The sequence below is a fragment of the Streptomyces sp. BE303 genome, from assembly GCF_036290945.1.
GTDB lineage: Bacteria > Actinomycetota > Actinomycetes > Streptomycetales > Streptomycetaceae > Kitasatospora.
The window spans coordinates 69,044-81,436 of sequence record NZ_JAQYWZ010000891.1 but is presented as its reverse complement, the minus strand read 5'-3'; the positions used below and the strand labels follow the sequence as shown (position 1 = coordinate 81,436).

13 protein-coding genes and 4 pseudogenes are annotated in these 12,393 nt (G+C 71.4%); 5 read left to right on the top strand and 12 right to left on the bottom strand.

Going from position 1 to position 12,393, the window contains the following annotated elements; all coding sequences use genetic code 11:
- Window positions 1-399: 399 nt before the first annotated feature.
- Window positions 400-1,941 carry a M1 family metallopeptidase gene (locus tag PUR56_RS33975; RefSeq protein ID WP_443034607.1) on the bottom strand — a complete coding sequence of 514 codons (1,542 nt, stop codon included), beginning with the start codon at window positions 1,939-1,941 and terminating at the stop codon, window positions 400-402.
- Window positions 1,942-2,440: 499 nt separating this feature from the next.
- Here PUR56_RS33975 and PUR56_RS33970 point away from each other — a divergent pair, with 499 nt between their 5' ends.
- Window positions 2,441-3,343, top strand: a complete 903-nt coding sequence (locus PUR56_RS33970; protein WP_329951769.1) for a carbohydrate kinase family protein — start codon at window positions 2,441-2,443, stop codon at window positions 3,341-3,343.
- A 48-nt stretch (window positions 3,344-3,391) separates the two neighbouring features.
- Here PUR56_RS33970 and PUR56_RS33965 read toward each other — a convergent pair whose 3' ends face one another.
- The 9 genes from PUR56_RS33965 to PUR56_RS33925 all read right to left on the bottom strand — a co-directional run bounded on the left by PUR56_RS33965 (window position 3,392) and on the right by PUR56_RS33925 (window position 8,743).
- Window positions 3,392-3,919: a 2'-5' RNA ligase family protein gene (locus tag PUR56_RS33965; RefSeq protein ID WP_329951768.1), complete on the bottom strand. Its 528-nt coding sequence runs from the start codon at window positions 3,917-3,919 to the stop codon at window positions 3,392-3,394.
- Window positions 3,906-4,517: a GNAT family N-acetyltransferase gene (locus PUR56_RS33960; protein WP_329951767.1), complete on the bottom strand. Its 612-nt coding sequence runs from the start codon at window positions 4,515-4,517 to the stop codon at window positions 3,906-3,908. Before PUR56_RS33960 ends, PUR56_RS33965 begins: the two co-directional genes overlap by 14 nt.
- A 7-nt stretch (window positions 4,518-4,524) precedes the next feature.
- Complete coding sequence (locus PUR56_RS33955; RefSeq protein ID WP_329951766.1) at window positions 4,525-5,073, bottom strand: GNAT family N-acetyltransferase; 549 nt, start codon at window positions 5,071-5,073, stop codon at window positions 4,525-4,527.
- Window positions 5,070-5,912, bottom strand: coding sequence for a protein kinase domain-containing protein (locus tag PUR56_RS33950; protein ID WP_329951765.1), 843 nt, complete (start codon window positions 5,910-5,912; stop codon window positions 5,070-5,072). The genes PUR56_RS33955 and PUR56_RS33950 overlap by 4 nt, the downstream gene beginning before the upstream one ends.
- Window positions 5,876-6,532, bottom strand: coding sequence for a hypothetical protein (locus PUR56_RS33945; protein ID WP_329951764.1), 657 nt, complete (start codon window positions 6,530-6,532; stop codon window positions 5,876-5,878). Before PUR56_RS33945 ends, PUR56_RS33950 begins: the two co-directional genes overlap by 37 nt.
- Window positions 6,529-6,948: a hypothetical protein gene (locus PUR56_RS33940; RefSeq protein WP_329951763.1), complete on the bottom strand. Its 420-nt coding sequence runs from the start codon at window positions 6,946-6,948 to the stop codon at window positions 6,529-6,531. Before PUR56_RS33940 ends, PUR56_RS33945 begins: the two co-directional genes overlap by 4 nt.
- Window positions 6,949-7,107: 159 nt before the next feature.
- Window positions 7,108-7,956 carry a helix-turn-helix domain-containing protein gene (locus PUR56_RS33935; RefSeq protein ID WP_329951762.1) on the bottom strand — a complete coding sequence of 283 codons (849 nt, stop codon included), beginning with the start codon at window positions 7,954-7,956 and terminating at the stop codon, window positions 7,108-7,110.
- A 9-nt stretch (window positions 7,957-7,965) separates the two neighbouring features.
- The gene (locus tag PUR56_RS33930; protein WP_329951761.1) at window positions 7,966-8,487 is read right to left on the bottom strand and encodes a DUF6879 family protein; all 522 of its coding nucleotides are present in this window, start codon (window positions 8,485-8,487) and stop codon (window positions 7,966-7,968) included.
- A gap of 1 nt (window position 8,488) precedes the next feature.
- Window positions 8,489-8,743 carry a hypothetical protein gene (locus PUR56_RS33925; protein ID WP_443034606.1) on the bottom strand — a complete coding sequence of 85 codons (255 nt, stop codon included), beginning with the start codon at window positions 8,741-8,743 and terminating at the stop codon, window positions 8,489-8,491.
- Window positions 8,744-9,056: 313 nt separating this feature from the next.
- On the opposite strand from PUR56_RS33925, the pseudogene PUR56_RS33920 reads away from it, so the two are divergent.
- The 3 pseudogenes from PUR56_RS33920 to PUR56_RS33910 all read left to right on the top strand — a co-directional run.
- A pseudogene (locus PUR56_RS33920) lies at window positions 9,057-9,530 on the top strand (MerR family transcriptional regulator); the annotation flags it as partial.
- Window positions 9,530-9,703 (top strand): annotated as a pseudogene (locus PUR56_RS33915) (alpha/beta hydrolase); the annotation flags it as partial. The pseudogenes PUR56_RS33920 and PUR56_RS33915, both read left to right, overlap by 1 nt.
- A gap of 4 nt (window positions 9,704-9,707) precedes the next feature.
- Window positions 9,708-9,917: pseudogene (locus PUR56_RS33910) on the top strand (IS5/IS1182 family transposase); the annotation flags it as partial.
- A 504-nt stretch (window positions 9,918-10,421) separates the two neighbouring features.
- Here PUR56_RS33910 and PUR56_RS33905 read toward each other — a convergent pair.
- A complete protein-coding gene (locus PUR56_RS33905) occupies window positions 10,422-11,003 on the bottom strand; it encodes an RICIN domain-containing protein (protein WP_329951759.1) in 582 nt (193 codons plus the stop codon).
- A gap of 452 nt (window positions 11,004-11,455) precedes the next feature.
- Window positions 11,456-11,769: pseudogene (locus tag PUR56_RS43680) on the bottom strand (IS630 family transposase); the annotation flags it as partial.
- A gap of 174 nt (window positions 11,770-11,943) precedes the next feature.
- On the opposite strand from PUR56_RS43680, the gene PUR56_RS33900 reads away from it, so the two are divergent.
- The gene (locus tag PUR56_RS33900; protein ID WP_329951758.1) at window positions 11,944-12,345 is read left to right on the top strand and encodes an AbfB domain-containing protein; all 402 of its coding nucleotides are present in this window, start codon (window positions 11,944-11,946) and stop codon (window positions 12,343-12,345) included.
- The last annotated feature ends 48 nt before the right edge of the window (window positions 12,346-12,393 follow it).

Sequence of the window (12,393 nt, the reverse complement as noted above, 5' to 3'; positions counted from 1 at the left end):
AGGGGTCGGCTCCACGGTAGGTGAACCGGGAACCGCCCCGTACGGCGCCCCCCGGTCCCGCGCGGCGGTGGGAGTCGCGTCCGGTGACCGGTTCTCGAAACGGTGGTCCGTTCCCGAACGGTGGACGGCCCGCGAGCCGGCCGGGACTTTGCCGGGCGGCGGGCGGGCCGTGGACACCACGATCCGCGCGTCCGCCGGGGCCGTCCAGGGGCGCTCGGACGGCGCCAGGGCGCACCGACCCGGCGCGTCGGTCCGCCCGACCGGTCCGGGCCGCCGGTTCGGAGGACCGAACCGGCGGGGATCCGGAGCCGCCCAGGTTCAGAGCCGCCCAGGTCCAGGGCGGCACAGCTTCATCGCGGCCCAGGTCCGGAGCGGTCCGTGTGGAGCGCGCTCCGGGTGTCAGAGCGTTCCGGAGCCGCGCGGTGCCTCGGTGCTCCGGCGGGCGGCGCGTTCCACCTGGTCCACCGTCCAGCCCGGGTGGCCCGGCATCGGCGGGGTGTGCTCGCCGTACAGCCACTCCGTCAGGAACCCGCTCAGCTGCTGCCCGGAGACCTCGTCGGCGGTCCGCAGGAAGTCGGCGGTGGTGGCGCTGCCGTTCCGGTGGCGCTGGAGGAAGGCCCGCTCGATCCGGTCGAACACCTCGGCGCCGACCCGCTCCCGCAGGGCGAACAGGACCAGCGCTCCGCCGGTGTACCGCTGGCTGTCGAAGAGGGTGGCGGCGGTCGGGGCGGCGACCGGGCCGGAGTCGTGGCGCCACTGGTCGCCCTTGGCGTACACCGACCGCATCCGGTCCGCGAGGGTGGTGTAGCCGGACGAGTCCGGCCAACCGCGCTCGTAGCGGTACATCAGGCCGTAGAAGTCGGCGTGGCCCTCGTTCAGCCAGAGGTCGGCCCAGGTGCCGGGGGAGACGCTGTTGCCGAACCAGGAGTGCACCAGCTCGTGCACCATGTGCGAGCCGATCAGGTGCTCGGGCTGGCGGAGGAAGTTCGGCTTGTAGAGCGTGAGCGTCTGCGTCTCCAGCCCGGTGAAGTCGAACGCCGCCGGGTCGTCCGTGTCGGCGGGCATCAGGCCGTACGTCTCGAACGGGAACCGGCCGAGGTGCGCCTCCGCCCAGGCGAGCTGTCCGGGGGTCAGCGCGAGGGCGGGCTCCAGCGCGGCGGCGCGCGCGGTGGGGACGACGTCCCGCAGCGGCAGCCCGCCCGGGCCCCGGCTCTCACGCACCGTGTACCGGCCCACCGACATCTGGACCAGCTCGGTCGCCATCGGCTCCCGTGAGCGGTAGCGCCGCGTGGTGGTGCCGTCGGTGTTCGGCTCGGTGGCGGCGAGCAGTCCGTTGGCCACGCCGTACAGACCGTCCGGCGCGGTGACGGCGATGGCGAAGCGGGCCTTGTCGCCGGGGCGGTCGTTGCACGGGAAGACGGTGTGCGCGCCGTCCGGCTGGCCCGCCACCGCGAAGCCGTCGGGTGTCACCACCCAGCCGGTGTGCGGCAGCGCGGCCCGCGGATCGGCCGTGTAGGCGACCTCCACCCGCAGGGCCGCGCCGCGCCGCACGGGCCGGGCGGGTACCACGGTCAGCTTCTCGTCGTGCGTGCGGAACTCCGCCGGCCGGCCGTCGACCCGGACCGCGTGCACGGTCAGCCCCAGGGCGTCCAGCTCCAGGCTGCGCAGCGCCGTGAGCGCCCGGGCGGTCAGCACGGTGGTGCCGTCCACGGTGCGGGTGTCGGCCCGGTACGTGAGGGCGAGGTCGTAGGCGAGCGCGTCGTAGTCGGTCGTGCCGAGCGAGGGGAACACCGGGTCCCCGGTGCCCGCGGTCGCCTCCGCTCCCACGTCCGCGCCCGGTACCGGGACGGCCGAGACCGGCGGGGCGAGGCCGAGCAGGGCGGTGGCGGTGAGGGCGAGGGCGGCGGCAAGGGCGGAGCGGCACCTCGACAAGGTGATCACCTCTCTCGTGTCGTACGGCGCGCTCCACGGCCCGGGCGCGGCCCGGTCCCGCAGAGCGACCTTCCGGACACGGAACGTAGCAGAGGGGTCCGACAACCCCCAGTCCGTTCGCTCCCGTCGACCCTGCCGCCGCCGCACGACACGCGGCCGTCCCTCGGACGGACCAGTGCGGTAGCCGAGCGGCTGCGCAGTGTCATAGGTTCGAAGAGCCCCACCCCCTGACGGGCGGGGCCACGGTCGCCGGAGAACCTGGCCAGGTCCGGCGGCCGTACTCATGCCTACGGTCGCACCCGCGCTCCCCGGCCGCACCCCTGCGGCCGTCCCCGACCGACCGCCCCGCTGCTCCCGCCCGGCCCGCCCGCGTCCGCCGGTGGTGCAGCCGCTGTCCGCGCGCCCGCCGTCCGCGCCGGACCGCGCCGGTCCGCCGCCTCGTAGGCTGGGCAGCCGTGCCGGCCGCCCAGCAGCCCCGTCGGTGCCCCGGACCGGCAGGAGCAGCCCCGTGACCAGCCCGCACTTCGTGGTGATCGGCGAATGCGTCGCCGACGTCGTCCGCACCGACGGCGCGCCCGACACCGTCCACCCCGGCGGCAGCCCGGCCAACGTCGCGTACGGGCTGGCCCGGCTCGGGCTGCCGGCCGCCCTGCTGACCCAGCTCGGCGACGACCCCTACGGCGGCTTGATCCGGGCCCACCTGGAGTCGGCCGGCGTCGCCGTCCTCGCAGGCCCGGCGGAGGGGCTGCGCACCCCCTCCGCGGTGGTCCGGCTCGACGGCGAGGGGCGGGCCCGCTACACCTTCGACATCGGCTGGACCCTCCCGGCCGGTGAACTCCCGCACCCGCCCGGCCACCTGCACATCGGCTCGATCGCCGCAGTCACGGAGCCCGGCGCGGCCTCGGTGCTCGCGCTGGTGGAGCACTGGCGAGGCCGTGCGGGCGTCAGCTACGACCCGAACGTCCGGCCCGCGCTGCTGGGAGGGCGTGACGAGGCCGTCCGCCGGGTCGAACGGTGCGTCGGGCTCAGCGACCTCGTCAAGGCGAGCGACGAGGACCTCGCCTGGCTCTACCCGGGCCGTGACCCCGAGGACGTCGCCCGCCACTGGCTCGGCCTCGGCCCGGCCACCGTCGCGGTCACGCTCGGGCCCGACGGCGCCTTCGCCGTCACCGCCGACGGTCGCCGCAGCGAGGTACCGGCCCGCCCGGTCGAGGTCGCCGACACCGTCGGCGCCGGCGACGCCTTCACGGCCGCGCTGCTCCACGCCCGCCACACCGGAGCGGGTCTCGACGAGGCACTGACCCGGGCCGCCACCGCGGCGGCGCTGACCGTCTCCCGCCCCGGCGCCAACCCGCCCGACGCCGCCGAACTCGCGGCAGCCCTGGAGGCCCCGGCCTCCGCGCCGAACTGACGGTACGTCAGGTCGGCGCGGATCGCGGGGCGTTCGGCGATCCGCCCCTCACCCCGCACCCAGTGGACGGGCCAGCTGCGTCTCGGAGTCGAAACTGCGGGCCGCGTCGAAGCTGCCGACGTGGTCGGGGTGACGGCCGAGCAGGGTGTGGGCGAGGGCGACGTCCTCGGGGGTGAGGCGGCGGGTGAGCGACAGATGCGGGGACCAGCGGCCCGGCACGTAGTGCTGGTCCGGGTCCTCGGCCCCGTCCAGCGCCTCCCAGACGCGGTGGTGCAACAGGACCAGATCGAGGGTCGGCACCACCGGCAGGCTCAGCACCCGCCGCCGGCTGCGCGCGCTGAACGAGAGCAGGCCGGTCAGCCGGACCGTCAGGGGCAGGGCGTCGCGGAGCAGCCGGTCGAGCCGCTCGGTGGCGCCGTCGGGCATCCGGGCGCACGAGGCCAGGGTCAGGTGCGGGCGGTGACCGGGGTGGGTGTTGTGCGCGAGGCTGTCCACGCCGCCGTCCGCCAGCCGCTGCCAGACCGTCCGCACGGCGCGGTCGAACGGCGCGTCGCAGAGCAGCTCAACGGTCTGCACGGTGCCCGCCGACGGCCGGTGCCGGCACGCTGCGTCCGGCCGGGGCGGAGCCCCCGGCCGCGCGGTCCGTCCGGCCGGGCGCGAGGTCCTTGCCGTACCAGACCTCGGCGTAGGGGCTGGTGCTGTAGGCGGGAATGTCCCGGTAGCCGTGCCGCAGGTACAGCGTGCGGGCCTCGACCAGGTCGAGACGGGTGTCGAGCACGACCCGCGCGGCGCCGAGCTCCCGGGCCGCCTCGTCGACGGCGGCCAGCAGCTGCGCGCCCCCGCCGGTGCCGCGCCGCGAAGGGCGTACGTACACTCTGGTCAGCTCCACCGTCCGGGGGTCGAGCACCCGCAGGCCGGCGCAGGCGTCGGCCGCGCCGTCGTACCGCCCGAGCAGGAACACCCCGGTGGGCGGGGCGAGGTCGTCGCTGGGCGAGTCGGCCAGCCCGGTCTCGATCTCCTGCGCGGTGCCCTCCCGGCCGAGGTGGAGCCGGTAGTACCGGTTGGCGACGTCCACGTAGTACTCCCGCAGCAGCGCCAGGGCCTCCGGGGAGCCGACGTCGGCGGCCGAAACGGTCCAGGATTCCGCGGTGCCGCGTGGCGTGCTGTTCGTCATGCGCGCATTATCGGTGCCCCGCGGCCCCGGCTGCGAGCCGTTTTCGATCATGCCGGACACCGGACGCCCGGTTGGACAGGGTGGGGATGACGCCCCTCTGGGGAGGCCGAATTGCGTAGGTCGCGAACTCGGCGTGGACCCCGGTGGGTGTGAAGCCCGCCTTGCGGAGGACCCGGCCGGAGGCGAGGTTGTCCGGTCGGTGCTTGGCGTGGATCTCCGGCAGTCCCAGGTGGCCGAGCCCCAGGGCGAGGATCCTCCGAACACCCTCAGTGGCGTGGCCCCGTTCCCAAGCGTCCGCGCGCAGGATGTAGCTGATGGTCGCGGTCGGGCGGTCCAGGTGGAGTTTGACGATCCCGAGAAGGTCGCCGTCCTCGGCCAGGCCGAGTGTGTACAGCCCGCGTGGGCGGCGTTCTGCCGCCGTCAGGGCGCAGGCCACGTACTCCCGGGCTTCGGAGGTGTTCATCGGTCCCCGTCCCAGGAACCTGACCGATTCGGGACCGTAGACGAGCCGGACCGCGTCGGCGTCGCCCGGGATCAGCTCCCGTAGGGCGATCACCCGCTGACCGCCTCGACAAGCATCTTCAGCTCGGCGGCGCTCGGCCGGTCGTCGGGACCGGCGAGCAGGACGTACCGCAGGCGGGCCTGGAGGGAGGGCCACGGCATCACGGTGGACATCGGGACGGCTCGACGGGCGATGGCCCTGAGCTTTTCCTCGACCGGGGCGTCCTTGTCGACTCCGCCGGCCTCGTAGTCCAGTGGCCACTCCCCGGTGATGCAGGTCCACAGGGTGCCGGCGAGGGCGTACACGTCGGCGGGTCGGGTCGTGTTGACGGGCTGCGGGCCGTCGAGGATCCGGGCAGCCAGTTCAGGGGCGGTGAGGTGGACCATCGTTCCGCCGAACGTCCGCCACGGGGTGATACCGACATGCCGGGACCAGGCGAAGTCCAGGAGACGGACACCGCCCTCGGTGTGAATACCGTGCTGGGGCTGGAGGTCGCCGTGCACCCAACCGGCCCGGTGCAGGTCCGCGACGGCGCGGCACAGCGCGACCGCGGCTTCCAGGGCTTCGTCCCGTCCTCCGGTGCCCTTGCGGACAGGCCGGAACACGTCCCAGGTGGACGGCCCGACCAACCACGGGGTGACGTACCACACCCCGCCGTCGAAGCGGCCGGCCGTCACGGTGTAGCCGGGGATCTGGTCCAGTACGGAGGCTTCGCGGGCGGTGACCTCGGCGGCCTCGCCGGCGCCGAGCTTGATGCCCACCACCCCGCGCGGGCCGCTGGCCTTCCACACCGCCGAGCCCCGCCGATCACTGATCTCTTCCAGCTTCAGGGGACCGCAGATCGCCTCCGCGACCGTCAGCGCCTCTGCGGCATCGGAAGTGAACTCGCCCATTCTCTGACTGCCTTCCATTCGCAAGGGATGTGCTCGAAGACGTTTCGCCCGTCGTCGACCGCCACGGACAGTGCCGTCGCGAGGTCGGGCGTAGCCTCCAGGAACCTCGGGTCCAGAGGCCGGACCCCGGCCCGTACCGGGAGGAACGAGAAGGACGGTGGCGGAATGCTCCGGCCGCGCCGGCCGGTCTCGACGGCGCCCTGGGTGAACTTGCCGAACATGACCCCGACCGGCCCGTACAGGTTCTTCAGCGCCCAGTGCGGCCAGGCCGTCAGCTCCCGGTGGTCCGCGCCCTCGCAGTGCCCGACCAGCACCACGTTCTCGCAGGTGAGAACACCGTACGGGCGCCCCATCAGCGGGCGGACCCATTCTGCGGCCTGCACTCCGGCGTAGAACAACTCGGCTTCCACGGCGTACCGGCGGCTGCCGGGGGCGATCTCGTAGACGGTCCACCCGGTCATGCCCCGTCGGGTGGACGGGCGCAGGAACGGACAGTGCTCGTACAGCCCGGTGAGGTAGGCGTCCACGTCGATGCTGGTCGGGTTCTCCGTCCGGGCTTCGGTGAGGCGGAGCGCCCCGGCGGTCGGCCGGGACGCTCCGTCACATGGTGCTGTGATCACTGGTGGGGCGTCGCCGGGGCCAGGTCGTCGCCGTCGCCGGGCTCGGGGCCACAGTCCCACTCGGCGACGACGGTTCCGGTCTCCCGGTACTGCGTGAGGGCTGCGGTGTTCACGGTGCCGTCGGCGCTCGTGAACCAGATGTCCGGCAGCGGCCCGTACGCCTCCTCGTACGCGGCCACCCACGTGATGGGACCGAAGCCCTTCGTCTCGACGTGTTCGAGCCTGCGGCCGGCGTGCTGGAGCACGAACGCGTCGTGTGCGGCCGGGTCCGCGACGAGGGTGTGCCACGCGGAGTCGATGGCGGCGGAGAACATCTCCGGCGCGGTCTCGCCCGCATCGATCCGGCGTGCGGCGATCGTGAAGAACCTGCCCAGTTCGGCCAGCTCGGCGCTGGGCTCGATGGTGGCGGTGCTCATGTGCCTCTCCGATCGGGTTGGCTCTGCTCGCCCGAGGTGGGCGAGCAGAGGTGCGAGGTGGAGCAACCCGGCCCGTCAGATCCGCCCGGGGGGTGCGTGATAGACCGTAGGAGGTGCGTACGACCGCTCTCCAGCGAGTTGCACACAGTTGCACGCCGATCACCCGAGGGTGTCTGTAGCCCGTCTGATCAACTCACGAGCGGCCGGCCCGTAGACGGCGGAAGCGGAGAGGTCCCGGTACCGTTCGGCGTACAGGGCGATCTCTGACGGCTGGGTGATCGTGAGGTACCCGGAGACAAGCTCGACATTGACCTGGGCGTTGTCGAAGAGCCAGAAGCCCTCGACGTGCATGGACACGCGGTCGCGGCGATGAGGAATGATTCCGAGGCTCACGTTCGGGAGGGACGCGCGCGCCAGCAGGTGCCCGAGCTGCTCGGCAGCGGCCGCTTCACCCGCCAGGCCCGACAGCAGGACCGCCTCTTCGATCAGGAAGGCGAAGGTCCGTTGAGGGTCGCCGAGGAGGAGTTGCCGGTCCATACGAACCTCGACAGCGGCCTCGACGTCGTCCACGGCGACCCGCCGCCTCTGCGTGGCGCGGAGCATCGCCGTTGTGTAGGCGCGTGTCTGCAACAAGCCCGGGACGATGCCCGGTTGGTAACAGCGGAAGCGACTGGTCCGCTCGAACAGAGGGAGGACGGCTTCCTGTGCCCTCCTGAGTCCCGTGCGCTCCATCCGCTTCCACTCCACGAACATGCCGTCGACGGACTGGAGGCTCGCGGCCAGGTCGTTCGTCCGGTCATCGGCATTGCAGGCGTGGCACCAGTCACGGATGTCCTGTTCGGACGGCGCCGTGATGGCGTTCTCGATGCGGGACACCTTGGACTTGTGCCAACCGCAGCGTGCGGCCAGGGCGAGTCCGGTCAGGCCGGATTGCCGGCGAAGTTCGCGCAGCCGGTCGGCCAGTACCTTCCGGGCCTGCTGGACGCTCGATGAGCGAGAGGTTCGCATGACACTTGACTACTCGGGCTCGTACTCCTGGTGGGGGGTGGCGAGGTCCCAGAGTGAACGAAAGGCCGAAGCGAAGAAGCGCACCAGCTCCGGTTCCTCGGCTTCGCCGACAACCTCGCGACGACTGATCTCGCCGTCTCCGGTGAAGTGGTTGACGACGGCCTGTGCGCCGTCGAACAGCCAGAAGTCGTTGGCGGGAAGGGCCGTGGCCCTGATCCTCGCGCGCCGGAGCCAGCGGACCTGCTCGCCGACCGCGACGTTGAGGTAGGTGACGTGGTGCTCGTACTTGACGTAGTCGGTGACCGGCTCGGAGACGATCCGGAGCCGTTGCACGGCGACACCCCGGGACACCGCCTCCTGGACCGCGGCCCCCCACGTCCGGAACCACTCGGGTCGGTCCTCGGGCGTGTAGCGGTGGCCCTGCCGCCACCTCTGGAACTCGGGATCGCTCGCACCGTAGGCGTCACGCATCTCCAGGTGGACGGCTGTTCGCGTGGCCTTGGCCAGCCCTTCACGGGTGGGCGATGTCACGTCACTCCTTTGTGCCCTCGCCCAGGGCGAGGATGAACTGGATCATGACTTCGGGGAGCCGGATCACGGTCTCGTGCTCGGGGACCTTGGTGGAGTGGCCGGGGATCGAGTCGACCTCCTCGCACCGGCGCAGATCTTCCTCGCCCGCCTTGTAGGACTGGATGAGCAGGTCCCCGTTCTCCGGGTCGCGCCAGATGGTCGGTGAGTCCTCGGTCGGGGTGTTCGGGATGATTCCCAGAAACTCTAGAGGCTGCACGATGCTCCCTGTGAACTGAGTTCCGTGTAGATGCACAACCGGTGGGCCCATCCTGGCGCGTGCACGGCGGACCTGTCAGGCGGTTCGTTCTGATGGAGTGCCGGCTCGACAGCCGGGGCTTCGCCACGGCCGCGGCCCGAGCTGCCGGAGGTAGGACCCCGTCCCTCGTGTCCCCCGAGGAAGGGCGGGGAGCCGGGACCGCGATCACCCTGGATGGCGGGGTGGCTGCGGGGGCGGGAGTGGGGTGCTCGACCCTCACGCGGCGTCATGCGGCATCGTCGGCGGCGTGGAGGAGCACCTGACCGTGGGGCGTGTGGCCGAGTTGGCCGGCGTGAGTGTCCGCACGTTGCACCACTACGACGGGATCGGTCTCGTGCAGCCGTCCGCGCGGACCGGGGCCGGGTACCGGGCCTACGCGGCGGCGGACGCGGAGCGGCTGCGGGAGGTGCTCGCCTCCCGTCGGCTGGGCTTCGGACTGCGGGAGATCGCGGATCTGGTGGACGACCCGACCACCGACGCGGTCGCGCACCTGCGCCGGCTGCGCGGCCTGGTGCTGGAACAGCGCGACCGCGCCGTCGCCACGGTGGCGGCGATCGACAGGGAGCCGGAGGCGCGGGCCATGGGGATCAGGACGACACCGGAGGAGCAACTGAAAGTGTTCGGAGCGCAGTTGTACGAAGCCATCGGATCCGACTACCCGGCGACGCGGCGCACCGAGCCGCGGATTGCCGAGAGGGTCTGGGACGCGCTGGGGGACGCCCGGACGGTCCTGAACGTCGGCGTCGGCTGCGCCGGCCCGGCCTCGTCCGGTGCCTGGTCGTGATGGAGGCACTGCTCGGCCGCCTGCCCGGAGCGGAACACGTCGTCGCGGGCGGCACCCCGTGGTGGTTCGGCTTCCACGCCGTGCCCGGCCTCGCCGAGACCGTCCTGGCCGGCAACGAGGTCCCGTACATCGACTGGTCCCAGGGAGCGGACCCGCCGATCGGAGGACCCGTCCCTCTTTGCTATCGACACCCGGTCCGTGCGTGCTGCCGCGGGCGTCCCGAAGACCACGACGGGACTGGACGCGAAGAAGAGGGCACCGGGACTCAGGCGTGAACTGGCCGTCGACGTGCTGGGGCTGATCATCGGGGTCGTGGTCCCGGCCGCGTCGGCGCCCGAGAACGCCGCCGGCACGGCCCCGACCACAGGCCCGATTTCTCCGCCACCCGAGCGGACTGCGCCCAGCCGTTCCAGCCGGCCGCTGAACTGGCGGTCCGGGCCGAGGCACGCAAACTCACCTGCGCCCCGGGCCGAAACTCACCACCAGGTCGGCGAAACTCCCCACCGCAGGTCAGCGCCCTGGGCCGGTCCGGGTGAGGCCGGTCGGGAGCGACGCCACCGGGAGCCGGTGCGCTTCACTTCGGCGGGCGCGTGAGCATGGCAGTCCCGGGCACCATGTTGCTGATGCCCGGGACTGACAGACCGGATCGCGCCCGACCGGGCTGGAGCCTGGTCAGCTCCGGCCCGCAGGCGTGGAGGGCGCTGCCGAGATGCCCCCATTCAGCCAGAGCGGCTGCATGGGGATCCCTCTCTCATAGGTATCGAGCTCCCACGTCGGCCGGCTGGCCGGCGGTTTTCCTACTCCGAGGCGGGCGGCTTCTTCTGGGGAGACCGGGAGGTCATCCACCAGCCTGGTTCACCACCACAGCTGGTCCGGAAAGTTGAGGCACGTGTACTGAACCACCGGGTTGTTGTCGGCGCCCCCCTGGACGAGAAGGCACTTGCCACTGTTCGCGTTCTGGAACTTGTACTGACCGGAAGAATTGACGTACACCGCCCAGAACTGGTCAGCGAACCCCGCACAAGTGGACTGGAAGGCGCCGCTATCGCCGAATCCCTGGGCCGCGAGGCACTTGCTGCTGTGGACGTTCTTGAGCTGGAAGAACTGGCCGGAGGAATCCGGAACGAGGTTCCACTGCTGGTCGGCGTACCCCGCACAGGTGAACTGGAAGGCACTGCTGTCGCCGAACCCTTGGGTCACAAGGCACTTGCCGCTGTTGACGTTCTGCCACTGGACGCCTGCGAGCTGGGAGCTCGCGATGTTCTTGCCGTCCGCCTTGGCGGTGATCCGGGTGAGGGTGGGGTCTGAGGCCGGGGCGTAGCTCGCCGCGGACGCGGAGGTCGTCATTCCGAGCAGCGAGGAGGCCGCCACCCCGACCAGCGCAAAAGCAGAACCGATAGCGCGGGATTTCCTGTTCAGAAACGCAAGCATTTCCATCTCGTCTCCCGTCGATTGACTCGGCAAAACCACCGAGTCGCGCCGCAATTGTTTGCGGTCGAGTTGACCGTAGCAGCGCCGGGCGCCGCACTCAAGACCCAACGTGCTCGAACCACTATGGTGTGGCGCGGCAATCCTCCCATTTTCCCCGCAATATCTACTTTTGAGGCGCCTTCGGTGCGATATGCATTCAAGTCGATAAATTCCAGGTTCCTGACCGCGCTGTGAGCCGGTTGGTAATTCGCGGCGGAATTCAGTCGTCCGCCTACGGATTTCGCACTCGCCCCGTAGGTGAAGATCCACGCAAAGGGTGATGGCGTGTTCGATCAGGCGATGTGCCCACTGGTGAAAGACCGAATCCGTGGTGCTGAAGTTGAATTCGTGACCACCGCCGGTCGGCCGTCCATGATCAGGCCGGTGGCGGCAAGGGCTCCGTCGATGAGGTGAGGGTCTTACTGGATCTGCGTCAGGCCGCGCTTGACGGCTCGGGCGGACTGGCCGACGGTTGCTGCGGCGAGGTTGCCGAGGGGGTGCCCTTGACCGGCGATCGGATGCCCTGCCGTGGGTTGAGGTCCGGCGCGTACGAGGGGAGCCGGGAGGTGGTCGGCCAGTCCATTCGGGACGGCCGACCGGCCTTGTGGCAGCTGAGCCCTGCCAGGGAGACCCGGCCGGCTCCCCGGCGGCGCACCCGCACGACCGGGGAGCAGCCGACCCTGCCCCAGGTCCTGGCGCGCGGAGGGCCCATCGACTTCCCGGCTTCGTCCTCGGAGTGCGTCAAGTCCGCTTCTGGTCGGAGCTTCGTTCGGGTTGAGTGAGGAATCCTTGGAGGGTGAGGCGTCCCGGGCGGCTGCGGGTGACGTTCAGGGCCGGGTCGCCGGTGGGCATGCCGAGGAGTTCGCGGACTCGGAATGCCTGGTCGGGATGCCGGTTGAAGGGGGCCGTGACGGTCTGGCGGGCGGTGTTCGCCTCGGACGGATCCGGTGTGTTCCCGGTCGGCGTGAGTTCGGCGACCGGTCACCGTATCCGCCACCGAAATTCTCTCGTCGAGTTGACACCTGTGGCCGACGACCTGGACCGCCCTGACGCGGCGTTCATGGCACACAAGACGCTCAATGAATCCGTTATTGGCATCGGCCTTGAATCGATCAATTTCTCCGGGAGATTCCTTCGGTATCAGGATTTTCGCCCCGAGCCGCAAGTCGATGACGGCAGCGAGCTTCTCAACCGTGGTGCGAGTCATGCTTATGGCGAAGGAAGTACGCCGACGTGCGTCAGGGGCCCGGGCCGACTGGGGATTGCCGCACTGTTCCGTCGCCGCTCCGCCGCTGCTCCGGGCGGGTGATGGGGGGGTTGGGGTGTGGGCGTGGCGGGGGAGCAGTGGGGCTATGGA

Coding starts and splice junctions, on each gene's coding strand:
- PUR56_RS33960 (WP_329951767.1), bottom strand. CDS start 4,517: ATGACGAACAGCACGCCACGCGGCACCGCGGAATCCTGGACCGTTTCG.
- PUR56_RS33950 (WP_329951765.1), bottom strand. CDS start 5,912: ATGGGCGAGTTCACTTCCGATGCCGCAGAGGCGCTGACGGTCGCGGAG.
- PUR56_RS33940 (WP_329951763.1), bottom strand. CDS start 6,948: ATGAGCACCGCCACCATCGAGCCCAGCGCCGAGCTGGCCGAACTGGGC.
- PUR56_RS33935 (WP_329951762.1), bottom strand. CDS start 7,956: ATGCGAACCTCTCGCTCATCGAGCGTCCAGCAGGCCCGGAAGGTACTG.
- PUR56_RS33905 (WP_329951759.1), bottom strand. CDS start 11,003: ATGGAAATGCTTGCGTTTCTGAACAGGAAATCCCGCGCTATCGGTTCT.